This window comes from Fulvivirga ulvae (assembly GCF_021389975.1).
In the GTDB taxonomy this organism is placed as follows: domain Bacteria; phylum Bacteroidota; class Bacteroidia; order Cytophagales; family Cyclobacteriaceae; genus Fulvivirga; species Fulvivirga ulvae.
Window position 1 is genome coordinate 743767 of the sequence record NZ_CP089981.1, and the last position, 18175, is coordinate 761941.

The window sequence follows — 18175 nt, forward strand, 5'->3', positions numbered from 1 at the left end:
TAAACTGATGTCAGCTCCGGGAGTTCCCCCTGTCTGACCCGTGTTGTTATAATGCCACTGATCCGGAAAACGCGGATCATCTGGCGCTGCATTCAAAGGCATCATTATTTTAGCCTCTGACAACATCCGCTCACGGCCACCTATATTTTTTTCGTATATAGGTTCGGACTTGATGACCTCTGACAGTCTGCCAAACATTGATACTGCCTGGTTTACATCAGTAGTTTCATCAATTTGCACTTCATACCAAAGATGAAGTCCATGTTTGCGATGTTTCGCTTCAAACTTCCCTCCATGCCTGAAAACACGCTTCATGTTGGTAGCCTTACTCCTCGACAGAGCCTGGTCCAACGACGCATTTCCCGTACGCAAATATCCCTGGGAAGTCCTGGACATTTGCGCCTTTTGTAAATAAGTTGCTGTTGTCTCGGCAACCTTAATACGCAATACACCCTGATGTACCGCCACCTTGCTTTGGGCGGTAACCTCGTGCATCAGCAAAAAAATTGCAATGAGACAAAAGCATGGGATTCTCATAAAAAGATAAATCTTTTTCATGCTTAAATTGGTTTTTGGTTAATTAATCGGATTTAAACGGGTAGTCGAAATTCGGAAATACTACTACTAATAACAAATTTTATTCTGTTAATTATTAAAAGATGTAATATAATTCTTCTAAAAAGAAATATAACGGAACGTTATACGTTCAAACATCTATATCGTTTAAAGATTAATCTGTTTCATCAATGGCTCCATTGCTTCCGTATGTTTCCAGGTCTGCTTAACTTCGCGGCATGATTAAAAATGTTCTGATACTTATGTTTGTTTTCATCGGGTTTCATGCCGGTGGACAAATTCTGAAGGTTGATAAAGGAAGTATTGACGCTGACTCTTCGGGTTACTTCATGGGAAATATTAATTTCAATTTTAACCTGAACAACAGAAGTGCCACTGCTGAAAAGGACATCACATTCACTGGTCTGGAAGCTAATGCAGATCTTCTATATATTGCTGAAAAACACGCATATATACTAATAAATAAGCTTAATTACTTTAAGTCTACAGGTGGACCTCTGATCAGTACAGGTTATGCACATCTCAGGGTTAATTTTCTTCGTAAAAAGCTGATCTCTTATGAGTTATTTTCGCAAATACAATATGATGATGGCCGTATGATGCCGTTGCGTTTTCTACAAGGCGGAGGATTAAAATTCAGGATCAGCTCTACTGAAAAATCTAAAGTTTACTTTGGAATCGGAGCCATGTATGAAGAAGAACATTGGAAGTCTATAACTGATGAAGGGGTTATCATTGAAAAAGAATTATGGAAGACGAGTGACTATATCAACGGTAAATTTGACTTTAATGACCATGTAAGTTTTGACGTCATTTTGTACTATCAGGGAGGTTATGATAATGAAAGTGAGGTATTTAGAAATCGACTCAGTGGTGATGCCGTCCTAAATGTGCAATTAACAGATAAACTTTCCTTTTTAACAAGTTTTTCTGCTCAATATGAGGACAAACCCATTATTCCTATAAATAATTTTGTATACTCTTTGACAAACGGACTTAAATGGTCATTCTAAATATCCGGAGCCTGAACTTATCATTTAGTTAACTGTATCCAGGGTCACTTTTTGTACTCTTCAGAAATAATTGAACAAAATAACTTACCATATCCAGTCACTTTTTTTTAACTTCGAGCGATGGAAAAGTTTGTGGTATCGGCGCGCAAGTATAGGCCAACGGGTTTCGATGAGGTAGTAGGTCAGGAACATATCACTACTACGCTTAAAAACGCTATAGATAATAACCAATTAGCTCAGGCTCTGCTTTTTTGTGGTCCTCGTGGTGTTGGTAAGACTACCTGTGCACGTATACTCGCCAGAATGATCAACCAGTTTGATGAGAAAAGCGAGGGAAATTCTCTAAATATTTTTGAGCTGGATGCTGCCTCTAACAACTCTGTAGATGACATCAGGAACCTGATTGACCAGGTCAGATATCCCCCTCAGTATGGCAAATACAAGGTTTATATCATAGATGAGGTCCACATGCTTTCCAATGCGGCATTTAATGCATTCCTGAAAACCCTTGAGGAGCCACCATCATATGCTATTTTCATATTAGCAACCACTGAAAAGCACAAGGTAATACCTACTATACTATCACGGTGTCAGATCTTTGATTTTAACCGGATACAGGTTTCTGATATTGCGGTTCATTTAAAAGGCATAGCCGAGCGGGAGAATATTAAAGCAGAAGATGAGGCACTTCACCTCATTGCACAGAAAGCTGACGGCGCCCTGCGCGATGCACTTTCCATATTTGACCTGATAGTAACTTTCTCCTCTGACAGGAACATAACTTATCAATCTACCATAAGTAATCTACATATTCTTGATTACGAGTATTACTTTAAAGTGATTGATCATTTACTAGCTGAAGACCTTTCGCAGACATTACTGATCTTTGACGAAATCCTGAAACAGGGCTTTGACGGACATAATTTCATCGTAGGCCTCAGTGAACATTTGCGCAACCTTATGGTTTGTAAAGACAATGCTACGGTACAACTGATGGAGGTGCCAGACAATACCAAAGAAAAGTACATAGAGCAAGCCAATAAAGCTTCTATGTCTTTCTTACTCACAGCGCTCAACATATCTAATCAGTGTGATCTCAGCTATAAGGGAAGTAAAAATCAACGCCTGCATGTTGAGCTTACTTTAATGAAATTAGCCTACGTTAATGCTGCCGTTAGTCTTGCCAATCAATCTTCTGATAATGGTGTAAAAAAAAAAGTGATGTAGCTAAGGGAACGGAGAGCGTTCCTGCTCAAAACGAAGTATCAGCATCTTCAGGCAGTAATGCCGGCACGCCATCAGCCACACCGGTTTCGACCCAAAGTACTTTATCTCCTTCCTCAAAGCGTCTGAGTTCTTCCAAACTCAAAAGTACTATAAAGGTGCCCAAGGATGTAAACGCTCTGGCTAATAAAAGCGATGAAGAGATACAAAAACAAGACAATACTGAGGACCAGGAATACTTCGGCAATGAAGCCTTCACTTTCGATGAGCTAAAAAAGCACTGGCAGGACTTTGCTATCCAAAAAGAGACAGAAGGCAAAAATTTTGAACATATGGTACTCCAGCAGGAAATCTACCTCAAAGATGCTACTACCATTGTGATCAAATTTACTAATCCTGTCAAGATCGATATACTGGACAAATTCAGAGCAGACCTGATCACTTACCTGAAAACCAAGCTCAACAATGGCAAGATTAGCCTTGAAATAGAAATGGTCCAGGAAGAGGCTAAGAGAAAAATGTACACCAACAGTGACAAGTTTAATTACCTGGCAGAAAAAAATCCAATTGTTAAGCAACTTAGAGACAGGCTCGGACTGGATCCTGATTTTTAAATTTCCTCCCCAGTAATTGTATTTCTTTACCTCTGACAGGGCTTTGAGCCCTGTCAGAGGTAAAGAAATAACAATACGCATAAAATAAACTTATCTTCGTTTTGAACCTTTACACAAGGTAGCCGACTAATAATTGTCAACCGTTAAGTAAGCGAATGGATAAGGACAAAATTTTAGATGAGTTGTTGATCTACAAGTGCTGCGATGGTGATCAGAAGGCTTTTAGCATACTGATAGGGAGGTGGAACAAGAAGCTTATCTCCTTTGCCTACAAATTTACCCGTGATATGGACTCAGCCCGGGACATAGCTCAGGAAAGCTGGATATCCATTCACAAAGGGCTCAACAAGTTAAAGGACAATGCTAAATTCAGTACCTGGGCATTCAGGATTGTCTACAATAAATCAATGGATCATCTACGTTCACAGCAAAAACAGAATCAAGTGGAGTCCTCAGCAACCGAGGTAGCCGATGACGAACTTGACGATCAGCACCATGATGCGGCTACGGTCAGTGAATTGCTCGGCAAATTGCCAGCACAGCATAAGACTGTTCTGACTTTGTTTTACCTGGAACAGCAGTCTATCAGGGATATAGCGTCCATTTTGAAATTGCCGGAGGGCACCGTCAAATCCAGGATTTTCTATGCGAGAGAGTTATTAAAAAGAAAATATAAAGAAGTGAAAAATGAAACACACTAATGAACAAATCGATAAGATCATTCATGAGGCCTTAAGCAAGGAAGAGGCCGCATTTTATGATCACTTAGGTGAACAAAATATAGTGGAAATGACTTTGGGGATTTTCCAGGGCAAGAATAAGGTATTGTACATACTAACTTTTATTATGTCGCTGATACTTTTTGGCGCATTCATCTTTTGCATGTTTAAGTTATATCATGTTGAGACTACAAAGGCAATGATCTTGTACGGTGCGGGTGCCTTTTGGAGTATACTCAGCGTGCTGGGAATTAAAATCTGGTATTGGATGCAGATGAACACCAACAGCATTTTAAGGGAAATGAAGAGGCTGGAGCTACAGATTGCTGCTTTGAGTAGCGTCAATCGGTGAACGGTGAATGGAAAAGTGTCAGTTTACAATTCACTGCTTACTCGGATTCCCAGCAAATGCCTCTGTTTAGCAATCGGTGATTTTCAGCATGTATAGTTGAAGAATTTAATGTGCAACTATTTTAAAGTGGTGCAGAATTTGATTTTTAAGAATTGATAACAAAAAAGGCCCTGGTCAGGGCCTTTTTGTTATTCTTTTTTATCTGAGTAATTTTTAAACTTGTAAACCACGCCTAGGTTGAGTGCCTGGCTGATTTGCACTTCGTCTACCTGGTCGTAATCGTAGATCATGATACCTCCCAGGCCTACGTCTATAAATTTGTTGACTTTCGCAGTTATCGAGACATCCAGTCTATGGTCAACCTTTCTGAATTCGAGTTCTTCGTAGTTAGCGAATAGAATGTATTTCCATTTCAGGTTCAGATTGTTAGCTATGTCTTTGTTAAAGTCAGCCACCATCTGGAAGGCTAGCCATTCGAGCCGGGTTTTATCACCAACTGGCACACCATAACGGGCGGGCTCGCCATCTACTTCTCCGTTAACAGCTACATCTTCATCAGAAACAACTGTCATTCTGGGAGAAAACGGCCCAAAACGTATCTTAAAATAACTAGTAGGATGATATTCCACACCCCACGATGAAGTAATAAAAGCGGGAGACATGAAATTTGATATGAGTTTATCATAAATTTCTCCTGTATCGGGGTCTTCCACGTCGTATTCATACCCTTTATCAAACTGAGACAAAAAGGACAATGAGGTAAAGAAATCCCACTTGGTAGTCAGCTTTCGTCCATATTTGGTGTCGAGGTAAATTCTGTCGACCGACTTTCGGCTACTCTGTCCTTCATTTTTGATCACTCCATAAGCAAGGTCGATCTCATTATCCCATGAATGTATGTCTCTGCGGTAGTTAGCCTTGTAATTTAAAAAGGTATTTAACCCTATGGAGTTGACACCACCACCCTGCCAGTTATCTGAAAAGGATGCCTGATTGAAACTCAGACCCGTTCTCAGGTCTTTCTTCCAATAGGTTGTATCTGTTTTTGTAGTATCTGTTTGACTGTATCCGGTTAAGGAAATAAAAAGCAGCATTATACCTGCACAAGTACGTGCCGGCAAAGATTTATATTTCATTTATTCAATCTTAAGAGGTTAAAATCAGGTTATGATTAAAACGAAGTAAGTTACAGATTGTTTATTTTAACCTCTTCAAGGGCTGTCTCTGTAAGAGGTTTGGTAATGAATTTAATAACATGGTTGTTATTAACGATCTTATCAATATCCCTTTTGTTATCAGAGCTGGAAAGGATTATCACTTTACATTTATCCTTTATTAAGTCGTTGAATTTCTCAAACTCATACAAAAAGACAAAACCATCTACTATCGGCATGTTGATATCCAAAAATATCAGATTAGGGAGGTTCTCAACATTGTCTTGATTTTCTCTTAAATAATCCAGAGCACTCTTGCCCGAATTTTTCACCTCAACCCTATTAGCAAATTTTGTGATTTCGATAATTCTTTTGCTGATAAAATTATCAGTATCATTATCATCTACAAGCATTACTAAATCGATCGCTTTAGAGTCAGTCAACTTTCTAAAATTTAGTTTAATAATCTACTATTTCTAAAAGTACAAATTTGAATGAAAATTCCAGACCAAAACATAAAAATATTGTTCTTTTCGATCTGATTTTGCAAACATAACAATTAAATACTTTTTTTCTTATGATAAAAGTCAGAGGATTAAAACCTCTTCATAATGTTGCTTGCATACATCCTATAATTAAGGAATATAAGCAAATTTGATATCAGTTACTTTCCTTTTTCTTAATTTTTATTTTCTCGCCCGGGCTGATAGAAAAATCTTTCTTGTTGTTCCAGGACATCAGTTCTTCAATAGTAACGTTATAAGATCGGGCTATTTTGTAAATAGTATCTCCATGATTAACCGTATGGTAGCTATAAACTTCTCCGGCAGTTTGCAATTCTTCTTTACTATCCGCTACCTGCTCTTCAGGCTTCGGGCTTCCCATGATCAACAGCTTTTGATTTACACTCAGTTTATCCGAGATTTTCAACTGATTCCACTCTAAAAGCTCCCTAACTGTTACATTATATTGCTTTGAAATTGAGTATAGGGTTTGCCCCGGAGCCACTACATGCACTTTGTGTATCTTTTGTTCGGGGGTTTTCTTTTCCTTCTCTTCATCACTTTCCTCCACCTCATACTCCTGCTCTTCAGCAAAGTATTTCTCTGCTTCAGACTGCTCCTCCACTTGGCCTGTAGCGTATTTAGCACTATCATACTCACCTTCAATCACTTCCATCGAAACAGAATCTTCAACAGGCTTGCTGACAGGCTCCTTTATTTCTGGCTTTGCCTTTGACATCTCCTCTTCAGCCTGTTCTTTTTCGGTTGATTTATCTGCATAAATAACATCAGCTCTTTCAGGCACAGTCTCTACAGGAGGCTTCTCTACTTCTTTATATTCAATATCAATACGTGCCGGCCTTATATATCTTAGCCAGAGTACTCTTCCGGCCTGTAGTTCTTTTTCTTCCTCAATACGGTTTTTAATCATCAGCTTTTTCAGCCTGATCCCAAATTTTTGAGAAATAGACCATAAGGTTTCTCCGGGCCCTGCAACATAATAATGAGCCTGAGCCTTGGCCCTTTTCTTTTTGTAATAGTAGACCTGCCCGTCGAGGATCGGATCTGTGATCTGAATATCATTGTACTTTAAAAACTTACTAAGATCAATATTGCCCTTTTTGGCCAGATCAATAATCTTGTCCCCCTGCGCCCCTATTACACCGGGGAGGTCATTAATCTCCACAATATGCCCTTTCCTGGCCTCTTTAAAGTCCTCTATTTCAGGGAAGTTATCTTTAAGTGGAAAGTGGTATTCTATCTGCCGTCTTTCTTCCAGTTTAGGCTCGGTATTAAAAGCTGCCATCTGGATATTATCCAGCATGGATACCGGAAGCACCACAGTATAGGCTTTATCATCAGGGATTTTTCCTTTTTTCAGCCATTTGTTATAATCATGAAGCTGATCAAGGCTTATGCCTGTCTCCTCGGAGATATCCTTTAAGGTTTTATTCCTTCCATTATGATATTCTACCAGTTTGGTTTCTCCGGGCCCTGAAACTGCACCTTCAAAGGCAACTTTATGAGCAAGATACTTTTTAACATACCAGTATGTTTTTTTATTTATCACCATGGATTTAGCTCCGCTGTTGCCTTTGCCTAGTACCCTCATAGCACCGCCTGCACCCATTTGATAGGCTTGCAATGCATAAAGCCAGTTATCAAAAAACTCGTTGTTCTTCTTCATGTATTTGGCTGCACCTCTTGAGGCAGACTCAATGTTCATGCGCTCATCCACATATTTGTCTACTCGCAGGCCTACTTCAAGGGCAGTAAAGTCTTTGAATTGCCAAAATCCTACGGCATCTGAGACTGATACCGCATCAGGAATCAGGGCACTCTCCTGGAGCACCAGGTATTTAAAATCATCATGAAGTCCCTCTTCTCTGAAAACGCGCTCTATAATGGGGAAGTAGGTTTTGGCCCTTTCAACTTTAATATTAAAGTATTTAGGGCTCTTGGTCAGTGCATCTACATCCTTCTGGATCTCATCACGTGCATCTTCCATTATCCGAAGCTTAATTCCGGCAAATTCCATTCTTGACGGGACACGCGGGCTTTGACCAACAGCCCAGGCCGGAATCAGTGTAATCAGGGCAAGCAGTATTCGTACTGACATTGATATTTAAATTTTTCTCATTACCATCAATCCATCTCTTACAGGAAAAAGAACGTTTTCCACACGTTCGTCATTATGCATTCTGGTATTAAAATCGAGCATAACCCGGGTGTCTTTATCAATTTTTCCTTCATTCACCACTTTTCCACTCCAGAGCACATTATCAGCAATAATAAAGCCTCCGGTTTTCACTTTGTCAATAACAAGGTCAAAATAATTAGAATAATTTACCTTGTCCGCATCAATAAAGACAAGGTCAAATAAAACCTTCAGGGTAGGAATAATATCTAATGCATTACCAATACGGTAATCAATCTTATCTTCCTGGCCCGCTTGTTTAAAATAGCTCCTTACCATAGCCTCAAGCTCCTCGTTAATGTCCAGGGTATATAGTTTTCCGCCATCTTGCAAACCTTCTGCCATGCAAATAGCCGAATACCCGGTATAGGTACCAATCTCAAGGATGTTTTCCGGTTTGATCATGTGACTGAAAGCAGATAGGATACGCCCTTGCAAGTGCCCTGATAACATTCTTGGCTTCATTACTTTAGCGTGTGTATCCCTGTTTAGTTTTTGAAGAACCTCTGTTTCAGGTGTAGTATGCTCTTCAACATATCGCTGTAACTCTTCGCTTAAAAAATCCATAGTGCTAATCAGGTAAAAAAATTAACTGACTCAATTGGTTTTCGTCAAACATTTCATTGGCCAGGTCTTGCAGTTCTTTTGCTGTTGTGTTCTTTATTTTATTGAATATCTCGTCGAGAGATTCGATCTTATTTCTATCCAATATACTCTTTCCCATCATAAGCATCAAGCTTATATTGTTTTCTTCGGCCATCGCCAGCTGCCCCATAAGCTGTTCCTTAGCTGTATGGAGCTGTTTTATACCTAGTGGTTTTTCCTTCAGCCTTTGAAGTTCTTTTTTAACCAAACGAACGCTTCTGTTGAGTTGTTTAGGCTCAGTGCCAAAAAATATTCCAAACAAACCTGTGTCGGTATATGCCTGGTAGCTGGCATCTATAGAATAGACAAATCCATGCTTTTCCCGTAAAGCCAGGTTTAACCTGGAGTTCATACCCGGGCCACCAAGTATGTTTACCAACATGAAAAATGGTAGTCTCTTCACGGAGTTATCAGCATATGCATCACCCCGACCAATAGCAAATTGCGCCTGTGTAAGGTTTCGCTTTACTTTTTTTACGGCTGGGGTATATCCGCTGAAGGGTTTGCGCTCTCTGCCTGCCGTAAGTGCCGGCACATCCTTTAAATACTTTTCGGCAAGCCTGATTACTTTTTTTAAGGGCAGGTTTGCTACTGAACAAAACACCAGTCTCTCCGTACTGATGTTGGCCTTTATAAACCGGGTAAAGTCATCACGATGGAATGATCTGACGCTCTCCGCAGTACCTAGAATATTCATACCCAAAGGATGCCCCTGAAACACAAGGGTATCGAAATCGTCCTGAATAGCGTCCTCGGGGCTGTCATAGTACATGGCCATCTCCTCAAGTATCACATTTCGTTCCTTTTCTATCTGCTTTTCAGGAAAGACAGAGTCAAAAGTGATATCAGTCAGCAGTTCCACAGCCTTCTCAAAATAATTATCAAGAACAGAGGCATAGAAAGCAATTTTCTCTTTCGTAGTATAGGCGTTGATCTCACCACCTACAGAATCAATACGGTTCAGAATATGGAAAGCCTTTCTTTTACGAGTTCCTTTAAAGGCCATATGCTCCCAAAAATGGGCTATTCCCTGATTATCCTCTGTTTCATCCCGGCTGCCGATGTCGAGCATAAAGCCGCAGTGTGCAATTTTGGTATTGCTAACCTGTTTATGTAAGACCCTGATCCCATTTGACAGGGTATGCATCTCGTAATCAACCATTATACAAGTCCTTCAAGCTGCAAATTTACAAGAAAAATCGGTTTAAGAGCAGTAATCCCGTTATCCCATGAGCGAACATAAACGACCGCTCTCGGGCAGTTATTATTGGCAAAAACCTGCATTAAACAACTTCAAGGGAACTTTTCACTGGCATAGTGATTGTATTAGAAATAGATGCTACTTAAAATTTATAAGAAATGGAAACTGTAGAAACTACTTTCGTACTCAACTACACCGAAGAGCAATATAATAAAGCCCGCGAATATGTAGAAGATATGAAAAAGCACCCTAAGCGGGTTTACTGGGTCGGCAAAGAAGGTAAAGCCGATGAAGAGCTTATCATTTCACACATTGCTCATAAGATACTCTCTGGTTTTTATAATAACTATGATCCTTCTTTTGCCAAACGACAAATACTTGACATGAAGAGTATGAAAGCACGTTAGATACGGTCCAGCACCTTTTTGATCAGGTTATCTACCACTTCAGTTGAATTTTTAGCAAACTTATTTTGAATTCTGTTGGCAATAATGGCATTTACACTGAGCACTTCATGCCCGAGCATACGTCCCATAGAGTAGTATCCTGCTGTTTCCATTTCAAAGTTTGTCAGCCAGAAATCGTTATGATGAAAATAGTTAAGTGTCTCCATCAATTTAGGGTATTTGAGTTCCAGTCTTATCCTTCTCCCCTGCGGTGCGTAGAACCCCGGGCAAGTTACCGTATTCCCTATGATCATATCTCCGCCAATCTGATCCTTCAATGATTGTGAACCTTGAGCAACATAGGGAGTAAATGGCAAACCTATCTGATGCTGCAATTTTTCCCCTATCTCTTTTTCTTTGCCCTCCTGAGGAAAATCATAAAAGCACATAAGCGTATCCAGCCCCACGGCATAGTCAGATACCAGGTGTGAGCCCAGCGGTATATCCTCCTGCAGAGCTCCGGAAGTGCCTATCCTAATGATTTTCAGCTTTCTTTTTCGCCCTTTAAGCTCACGCTTACGCAGATCTATGTTGGCGAGTGCGTCCAGTTCCGTAAAAAATATCTCTATATTGTCCGTACCCATGCCGGTACTTATCACGGTGATTTTCTTACCGTTATATGTGCCTCTGTGAGTAATGAACTCCCTCCTGTTCATTTCAAACTCAACATCATCGAAATATTTACTGACCATGTAAACCCTGCTGGGGTCTCCGACAGTAATTATGGTATCCGTGATCTGGTTTGGTTTTAAATTAAGATGATAAACACTCCTATCCTTATTCAGGATTAGTTCGGATTCCGGAATTTTTCCCATTCATAAAAGCATTAAAGCTTCAAAAGATAGCTATTTAGATGTGATAAAGAAATTTTTTAGTATTAAATAACAGTTTATTAATGATGCAGGCTTCAGGTATTAACAGGTACTGCCGGATTGCCAAATACCGTCTCACCAGCCTTCACCTCTTTTATCACTACGGACCCTGCCCCTATTCTTGCCCCTTTACCTATTTTTACACCTCCTACTATAGTAACGCCCGAGCCGATAAAAACCTCATCGCCTACCACTGCACCGGCGTTAACAACACTGCCTGCTCCTACCTGTACAAAATCTCCTATTTGCGCACTATAGTCTATTACTGCGTTGGTATGTAGTATGCAATGGTTTGATACCTTGGCATTGTCAGCAACCTTCACGCCCATATTAATGAAATTACCGTGACCTATATGAGCGGTCTCTGCAATAACAGAAGCCCTGTGAATAGCATTAACGGGCATCACTTTCCTGCGCTCATTGAGCATTTTCACAATACCTTTTCTGTATTTGTTCTCATCTATGGCTACAAAGGCTTCGCACTTTTTACCAATAAGCTTTAAATAACCATCATCATCGGTTTTACCAAGTACACTGATCTCATCCAGTTCAGTGCCGTGAAGTGAGGCATCATCATCAAGAAAACAGTAAATTACGATATCGTTACTGGCAAATATGTCCCTTGCGGCGCGTCCCAGGTTGTTCGCACCAAATATGATCACCGGATTCTTCATAGTATTTATTTAAGATTTGAACCGCAAAGTTATGCGCTAACAGTTACTTAACCAATCTATTCAATTTTTCTATTATGGGATTATTTAAGGTCGCTATCAATAGCAGAATAGGTAGAAAACCTACTTTATACCTTATGAGTGTCCCGAAGTTGGGAGTTGACAAAGCCAGAAAAATGCAAAGCACCATGCAATAGGCAATAGCACCGATTAACAATAGCCGGCTTTCATCGGTCAGCTTACGCGGAATTTTAAAAAATGCGCTGATGGTAAGCAGAAATATATACAGGTTCTCTACGCCGGCTACTATTTTTAACAAATCTGTCCGCTCTCCCAAAAAAGGTCGAAAAAGGCCGGAAAGCAATGCTTTGGGTGAATGAGCCAACATGCTGGGCCAGTTGGGCTCAAGTGAATAATAATAGATAATGTCGTTCACATCCGATTTTCCAATAAAGGCTTGGTAGTTGTCATAAATGACTGATGGAAGACGGTGCAGGTAAAAGTTGGGGTGCAAAGAAGTGGCTATCAGAAGACATAGTACACACAACAGCCCGAACAGTGACAGCTGGTATGCCGGAGAGCGACCTATTACTACAAACTTCTTTTTAATATAGAGCGTAAGGCTTATGGCGGTGATGAAGAGGAGCAACAGGCCAGCGTAGTAGTATTTGGTGTTCCATAGGATAAAGAGCATCAATAGGTCTGCCAGCAGATAAATGTTAATAGTTTTATATCTGAATATATACCCCAAAAAGGAATGGATAAGGAATGCCATAGCTCCTAATGCAAGGGATTCTTTAATAATACCGGAACTCCAGAATAGAATAGACGGGAAGAATAGCAATGATAAGACTATGGCCAACTGTTTGTTTTGATAAATCCCGACAAGTCGATTGGCGAGCATCCATAGGCCTGTAAAACTAAAAAAGGAAAAAAATGCAGAGGATAACCAATAATTATCTGCTGTAATGAGGTTGACTATGCTCAAAATTTTAACCACGAACAATGCGCGGGGCTGACCATGATACTGCATGGCACTTAAAACATCACCCTGGGAGAGCAACAGAAATTTGATATAATCGATGGGACTGCTCTTAAAAAGTGTTGTGAGTTTAACAGCTTCATGATAATAGACCCAGGTGTCACCGCCTTCGTAATAGCTTTTGTACAGCAGCCCCAGCAAAATACCTGCACCAAGCTTTAGCAACAATGCCGGGGCAAAAAACTTTTTTAAAGGAGAATGACTATATCTCTTTAGCAGGGTTCTGATAAGCAACGCTAAAATAGCAATATCGAAAATGTAGAAGAGCCAGCTCACTTGCTGCGAATTAAAGAAGCCCCTACATTACAGGACAAGCACCTTCTTTTGATGCAGTATTCGTTATAAAGCTGGATTAGCGCCTGTGAGTCAAATGCTGTAGCAACATTGATATCCAGAACAGACCAATGATTGATGATGCGGTTTTTCTCTGCCTTCATTTCCTGTAGCAGAGAGATGGCCTTGTCTACAAAGGCCTGATCATCAACATACCTGCCATAGGTCGCCAGCAATGGGGCTACGGTGTTGATGGCAATATTTTCAATGCTACTGCTACCGAGAGTGGGCACTTTTTTCTCTGAGTATGTACCAAACTGATAGTGGTGCTGCCAATACTCTGAAACCTGTATTTTGAATAATTTTTTCAGGTCTTTGGCAGAGCCTGTCTCCAACAGGTTCTGAAATAAGGACGGCGTTTGGCTCAACAGTTTTGAAAACTGGGCCAGTCGCACGGTGGGAAAGTTGGCAGGACGAAGTCTCAACAGCTTCCACTGCATGGCCTGCAGCCGGTCGGTCAGGTTATATTTGTGTTTTAGAAAATTATATTCTTTTAGCAGTGCCTGCTCATATTCATCTACGGACTTCTGCCCCAATAATCCGGCCTGACCAAAGACAAGGGCTTCAACCTGAAGCTGGTTACCTGCGTGCTTTTTAATGATTTTGTAAGGAAGGGATTCTGCTAATCCCTGAAATGGTTCACTGTTGATCTTGAAACCAAAGTTTTTGGCAAGAAGCTGATATGCCGTTTCTTCCCAGTCGTTTCGGTTGCTTTGGTAAAGTGCTTTTACTGCCTCCGCTTTCACTGACAGTCGCTCCATCAAAACTTTATCCAGTGCTGAAAGCCAGGTAATATCCGAAACTTGTTTCAATTGCTTTTCGCACCGGATCTCCGAAGGGTTATTGATGAGTTTTTTATAGTCGAAAATCACCCTTTCATCTATAAGTCCCTGAAGTTCAATCACCGGCAGTATGGTACCATCTGCCCTTTTGGCTTCCTGGTTGCTTTGCCAGACCACATGCAAAACCACATTGTTATAGGCCGTGTCAGTATGGTGTTTATGGTAAGTCCAGTCAGCCGAATGTATATGCAGTTCTACATGGCCTCTCCATTCGATATTACCAATTTGAATAATGGCTTCCTTAAAATCCGGGCCAGCATCCGTATTATGCATGCCGGGGTAAATGATATTAACTTTTGCTCCGTCGGTGGTTGACAGAGCGCTTTTATTGAAGTATTGATACTGCCAAACAAAGTGTAAAAATGCCTCCTGCATGCCGTTACATATATTTATCCAGGTAAATAGCCATGTTCTTTTGGATAGCCAAAGCTTCGCGGCTGGCAACCTCAGCAAAATCTTCACCGGTTGAGGCGTATATGATCCCTCTGGAGGAGTTGACCAGCAGGCCGCACTCCTTATTCAATCCATATTTAGATACATCTTCAAGGCTTCCTCCCTGTGCTCCCACGCCGGGGACCAGGAAGAAGTTATCAGGTGCAAGCTCTCTTATCTTTTCTATTTTATCAGCCCTGGTAGCACCAACCACAAACATAAGTTGGTCTGAATTTGCCCACTCCCTGCTCTTTAAAATCACCTTTTCATAAAAAGCCTGCCCTGACTCCCTGTCGGTAAGCAACTGAAAATCATTGCTGCCGGCATTTGAAGTATGGGCCAGCAGGATCACCCACTTATCATCAAACTCCAGAAATGGGGTAACGGAATCTTCACCCATGTAAGGCGCTACCGTGATGGAGTCGAAGTTCATAGTCTCGAAAAATGCTTTGGCATACAGTTTAGACGTATTTCCTATATCCCCACGCTTGGCATCTGCTATAGTGAATATATCTTTCGGGATGTACTCCAAGGTTTTGGCAAGACTCTCCCAACCCTTTGGCCCCAGTGCTTCATAAAAGGCTATATTGGGTTTATAGGCTATCGCATATTCTTTGGTGGCATCTATAATCTGCTTATTGAATTCGAAAACCGGGTCTTCAAGTTTAAGCAGGTGTGCAGGGATCTTTGAAAGGTCTGTATCCAAACCTACACAGAGGTAGGAGTTTTTCTTCTGTATTTGCTGAAATAGCTGGGCTTTGTTCATGAAACAAAAATATAAATATGTTCATGAACATGCCTATTTTTAGTCTTGAGATTTTAGTAATGAGTATTGAGATGCCGCTTTTTGAGAGCTTTCCTCCACTCTTACTCAAGACTACCAACTCAAGACTCACGACTATAAATTAGTCTTGAGATTTTAGTAATGAGTATTGAGACGCCACTTTTTGAGAGCTTTCCTCCACTCTTACTCAAGGCTACCTACTCAATACTTACAACTGTAAATTAGTCTTGAGATTTTAGTAATGAGTATTGAGATGCCACTTTTTGAGAGCTTTCCTCCACTCTCACTCAAGGCTACCAACTCAATACTCACGACTGTAAATTAGTCTTGAGATTTTAGTATTAAGTATGGAGACGCTGCTTTTTGAGAGCTTTCCTCCACCATACTCAATACTTATCTACTCATGACTCACGACTAAACACTCACGACTTCACTCCCTGTAGAAGATCCACGTACCATTCGTCAGGTTGTTTCATTTTGCTGAGCATGATACTGGCATAACGAACGGCTTCACCGTAATTACCTGCAAGGTAATAGGCCTCGGTGATCACTCTTCCCCATTTCATCAATATACCTTCGTCGGCAGATATGCCGGGATAAGTATATAGCATGGTTTTGTATGCCTCGATCGTCCCGTTATAGTCGCCTGCTTTAAACAAGGCAAAGGCATATCTGGAATAGAGGTCCTGGTTAAATAAAGCAGGATTGCTGGTATGGATTTTTTCGTACAGGCTCGTTACACGATCATAGTCTTCGGCTTCAAAGGCTGCATAAAATGCCTTTTTATAATGTAGCTCCGGTGCATACCCTGCCTCGCCTGCTTTTTCAAATGCCACAGAAGCATCTTTTTTGCGGCCTAGCTGTTGGTATACATTGGCATTATGCACAAAGTCGGTGGCATCTTTTGGCTGCTCGATTAATGTTGACTCGCTCAGTTTTTCTATATCCACTGCCGGTTCCTGCCCTCTGCCATGGCCCCGATGTATTAACATTTGTAGATAGAGCCTGTGCGGGTTTTTAAGCGGGAGGCGTGCATGTACATTTACAAGGTATTCATAGGCATGATCGTAGTCGCCGAGCTGATAGGCCATATCGCCCAAAAGCAGCATGATATGCCAGTAATCGGCGCTTTCATTGGAATAATAAGGCAAAAGCTGCCTGATGTCTTCAATGGCCTCGTTAAACTTATGGTTAGCCCTCAACAGCAGGATTCTGTAATACAACCCTCCTGCCCGGTAACTGTGATTTCCGGCGATGCACTGCGACAACAGGTGGTATGCTTTCTGAAAATTACCCAAATGATAATTAGCAACTCCTGAATGATACAAGGTCTGGGGTATGGGTATTTCCCTTTTATGATACTCTTCAAGTACTGTTTGGGTACTTTGCCAGTCTCCGCCCTGGAAATAAAACCCTGCCATAGTGCTCAGAAAGAATTTTTCCTGGAGGCCATTGCAGCGGGCCTTTTTCATCAGCTCAATAGCTTTTTCAAATTCACCAATTGTAAAATACGTTTTAGCTGTCCCCTGCAATACAACCGGATCGTCAGCTTTTAAAGCCAGCGCTTTCTCAAAGGTTTGGATAGCCTCTGCTTGTTTCTCAGTTTGAAGAAAGGCCGTTGCTAATAGCATATACACCTTTAACTGCTGGTATATGGTGGTGCTTCTATCAGATTGCCATACCGTCAGCAGCTCCTGTAAGCTTTGTGCTTCATGGCTCTGGGATTGATAACGCTCAACCCAACCTTTCAACAGTGTAATGGTTTTGGGGTACTGCCTTGACAGGTTATAATATTCGGCCCGGATCAGTATACCGTCAACCGGCAAACCAGCATCCTCTGGCAGTGCATTCCATAACTTTGATGCCTCCTCCCATTGCCCTATGCGAGCGTAAGCGGTTGCTGTATAAACCAGATAATTTGTTTCTAAAGTCTGATTTACCCCTTCATATTTTTTCAGTAGCTCAAGATAAAGTTTGCTGTTGGCCATTTCATGGGTCAGGGCCAGAACTTTACCCAAATCCCCCTCTTTAATGTCCGACAGATTCGTACCACAATGACTTATGAGCAACTGATGCTGACTCTGATACAAATAGGTCAGAGCGAGATGATGCCCTGCACAATATTTTAGTACCTGCCGGAAGCAAAGTATTGCCTTTTCAAAGTCTTTGTGGTGTAGATAATATTTCCCCAGATCGAGAATCAACTTATGATTTTCCGGGTACAGCGGGATGATTTTCTCAAAGTCTTCCAGTCGGCAATCTGCCAGCCCGGTCAGTTGCAGGTAATCTTCAGAGGTTGCATGCCCCAGGCCTTCCAGCGTCGTCAAATGCTGCGTCAGTATATCATAGGCCTCATTTGTTTTTTGCCAGCCACAATACAACATCCACAAGCGGTTATATGTTGCCTGCTCTTTTGCGTCTACAGGCTCGCTATCCTGTTCTGCCTGATTTAGGATGTCTTTTGCTTCAACCAATGCAGCGTACATATCTTCCGCTAACCGGTTTTTGTATGCAATTTTAGCCTGATCTATACAGGTGATGAATGATGATGTCAT

Annotated in this window: 17 protein-coding genes and 1 pseudogene; 6 read left to right on the forward strand and 12 right to left on the reverse strand. The window is 41.1% G+C overall.

From position 1 onward, the window contains the following. Nucleotides 1-54 precede the first annotated feature (54 nt). Nucleotides 55-372, reverse strand: a pseudogene (locus tag LVD17_RS28775) (subtilase family N-terminal domain-containing protein); the annotation flags it as partial. Between the two features lie 422 nt (nt 373-794). Between LVD17_RS28775 and LVD17_RS03165 the strand changes: the two are divergent. From LVD17_RS03165 to LVD17_RS03185, 5 genes are all read left to right on the forward strand, one after another. Beyond that, complete coding sequence (locus tag LVD17_RS03165) at nt 795-1589, forward strand: DUF481 domain-containing protein (protein ID WP_233764705.1); 795 nt, start codon at nt 795-797, stop codon at nt 1587-1589. 120 nt (nt 1590-1709) lie between these two features. Continuing rightward, nucleotides 1710-2816 (forward strand): DNA polymerase III subunit gamma/tau, encoded by a 1107-nt coding sequence (dnaX, locus tag LVD17_RS03170; protein WP_233764706.1) that lies wholly within the window; start codon nt 1710-1712, stop codon nt 2814-2816. 155 nt (nt 2817-2971) lie between these two features. Next, nucleotides 2972-3427, forward strand: coding sequence for a DUF8439 domain-containing protein (locus LVD17_RS03175; protein ID WP_233764708.1), 456 nt, complete (start codon nt 2972-2974; stop codon nt 3425-3427). Between the two features lie 155 nt (nt 3428-3582). Further along, a complete protein-coding gene (locus LVD17_RS03180) occupies nt 3583-4128 on the forward strand; it encodes an RNA polymerase sigma factor (RefSeq protein ID WP_233764709.1) in 546 nt (181 codons plus the stop codon). Further along, nucleotides 4115-4498: a DUF6768 family protein gene (locus LVD17_RS03185; RefSeq protein ID WP_233764710.1), complete on the forward strand. Its 384-nt coding sequence runs from the start codon at nt 4115-4117 to the stop codon at nt 4496-4498. The genes LVD17_RS03180 and LVD17_RS03185 overlap by 14 nt, the downstream gene beginning before the upstream one ends. Before the next feature lie 188 nt (nt 4499-4686). On the opposite strand, the gene LVD17_RS03190 is transcribed toward LVD17_RS03185, so the two are convergent. The 5 genes from LVD17_RS03190 to LVD17_RS03210 form a co-directional block, all read right to left on the reverse strand. After that, the gene (locus tag LVD17_RS03190; protein WP_233764711.1) at nt 4687-5634 is read right to left on the reverse strand and encodes a DUF3078 domain-containing protein; all 948 of its coding nucleotides are present in this window, start codon (nt 5632-5634) and stop codon (nt 4687-4689) included. 50 nt (nt 5635-5684) lie between these two features. Then, complete coding sequence (locus tag LVD17_RS03195) at nt 5685-6065, reverse strand: response regulator (protein ID WP_009581197.1); 381 nt, start codon at nt 6063-6065, stop codon at nt 5685-5687. Between the two features lie 247 nt (nt 6066-6312). Continuing rightward, nucleotides 6313-8274 (reverse strand): LysM peptidoglycan-binding domain-containing protein, encoded by a 1962-nt coding sequence (locus LVD17_RS03200; RefSeq protein WP_233764712.1) that lies wholly within the window; start codon nt 8272-8274, stop codon nt 6313-6315. Between the two features lie 6 nt (nt 8275-8280). Next, nucleotides 8281-8919, reverse strand: a complete 639-nt coding sequence (locus LVD17_RS03205; protein WP_233764714.1) for an O-methyltransferase — start codon at nt 8917-8919, stop codon at nt 8281-8283. A 4-nt stretch (nt 8920-8923) separates the two neighbouring features. Further along, nucleotides 8924-10159, reverse strand: a complete 1236-nt coding sequence (locus LVD17_RS03210) for a M16 family metallopeptidase (RefSeq protein ID WP_233764715.1) — start codon at nt 10157-10159, stop codon at nt 8924-8926. Nucleotides 10160-10356: 197 nt separating this feature from the next. Here LVD17_RS03210 and LVD17_RS03215 point away from each other — a divergent pair, with 197 nt between their 5' ends. Further along, a complete protein-coding gene (locus LVD17_RS03215; RefSeq protein ID WP_233764716.1) occupies nt 10357-10605 on the forward strand; it encodes a hypothetical protein in 249 nt (82 codons plus the stop codon). Here LVD17_RS03215 and LVD17_RS03220 read toward each other — a convergent pair. The 6 genes from LVD17_RS03220 to LVD17_RS03245 form a co-directional block, all read right to left on the reverse strand. Continuing rightward, nucleotides 10602-11459, reverse strand: coding sequence for a nucleoside phosphorylase (locus LVD17_RS03220; RefSeq protein ID WP_233764717.1), 858 nt, complete (start codon nt 11457-11459; stop codon nt 10602-10604). The genes LVD17_RS03215 and LVD17_RS03220 overlap by 4 nt on opposite strands. Nucleotides 11460-11551: 92 nt before the next feature. After that, nucleotides 11552-12190: a NeuD/PglB/VioB family sugar acetyltransferase gene (locus LVD17_RS03225; protein WP_233764718.1), complete on the reverse strand. Its 639-nt coding sequence runs from the start codon at nt 12188-12190 to the stop codon at nt 11552-11554. A gap of 43 nt (nt 12191-12233) precedes the next feature. Then, entirely contained in the window at nt 12234-13505 is a 1272-nt protein-coding gene (locus tag LVD17_RS03230) for a hypothetical protein (RefSeq protein WP_233764719.1), read from the reverse strand. Continuing rightward, on the reverse strand, nt 13502-14779 hold the full coding sequence (locus LVD17_RS03235) for a DUF2851 family protein (protein WP_233764720.1): 1278 nt from the start codon (nt 14777-14779) through the stop codon (nt 13502-13504). Before LVD17_RS03235 ends, LVD17_RS03230 begins: the two co-directional genes overlap by 4 nt. 4 nt (nt 14780-14783) lie before the next feature. Then, entirely contained in the window at nt 14784-15602 is an 819-nt protein-coding gene (gene pyrF, locus LVD17_RS03240; RefSeq protein ID WP_233764721.1) for an orotidine-5'-phosphate decarboxylase, read from the reverse strand. 440 nt (nt 15603-16042) lie between these two features. Further along, nucleotides 16043-18175, reverse strand: a complete 2133-nt coding sequence (locus LVD17_RS03245; RefSeq protein WP_233764722.1) for a tetratricopeptide repeat protein — start codon at nt 18173-18175, stop codon at nt 16043-16045.

Bases quoted from the DNA above. Each gene is read 5' to 3' on its own strand.
- LVD17_RS03245 (WP_233764722.1), bottom strand. From the start codon at position 18,175: ATGACATCATCATTCATCACCTGTATAGATCAGGCTAAAATTGCATAC.
- LVD17_RS03235 (WP_233764720.1), bottom strand. From the start codon at position 14,779: ATGCAGGAGGCATTTTTACACTTTGTTTGGCAGTATCAATACTTCAAT.
- pyrF (WP_233764721.1), bottom strand. From the start codon at position 15,602: ATGAACAAAGCCCAGCTATTTCAGCAAATACAGAAGAAAAACTCCTAC.
- LVD17_RS03220 (WP_233764717.1), bottom strand. From the start codon at position 11,459: ATGGGAAAAATTCCGGAATCCGAACTAATCCTGAATAAGGATAGGAGT.
- LVD17_RS03190 (WP_233764711.1), bottom strand. From the start codon at position 5,634: ATGAAATATAAATCTTTGCCGGCACGTACTTGTGCAGGTATAATGCTG.
- LVD17_RS03165 (WP_233764705.1), top strand. From the start codon at position 795: ATGATTAAAAATGTTCTGATACTTATGTTTGTTTTCATCGGGTTTCAT.
- LVD17_RS03205 (WP_233764714.1), bottom strand. From the start codon at position 8,919: ATGGATTTTTTAAGCGAAGAGTTACAGCGATATGTTGAAGAGCATACT.
- LVD17_RS03185 (WP_233764710.1), top strand. From the start codon at position 4,115: ATGAAACACACTAATGAACAAATCGATAAGATCATTCATGAGGCCTTA.
- LVD17_RS03200 (WP_233764712.1), bottom strand. From the start codon at position 8,274: ATGTCAGTACGAATACTGCTTGCCCTGATTACACTGATTCCGGCCTGG.
- LVD17_RS03225 (WP_233764718.1), bottom strand. From the start codon at position 12,190: ATGAAGAATCCGGTGATCATATTTGGTGCGAACAACCTGGGACGCGCC.
- dnaX (WP_233764706.1), top strand. From the start codon at position 1,710: ATGGAAAAGTTTGTGGTATCGGCGCGCAAGTATAGGCCAACGGGTTTC.
- LVD17_RS03180 (WP_233764709.1), top strand. From the start codon at position 3,583: ATGGATAAGGACAAAATTTTAGATGAGTTGTTGATCTACAAGTGCTGC.
- LVD17_RS03215 (WP_233764716.1), top strand. From the start codon at position 10,357: ATGGAAACTGTAGAAACTACTTTCGTACTCAACTACACCGAAGAGCAA.
- LVD17_RS03195 (WP_009581197.1), bottom strand. From the start codon at position 6,065: ATGCTTGTAGATGATAATGATACTGATAATTTTATCAGCAAAAGAATT.
- LVD17_RS03210 (WP_233764715.1), bottom strand. From the start codon at position 10,159: ATGGTTGATTACGAGATGCATACCCTGTCAAATGGGATCAGGGTCTTA.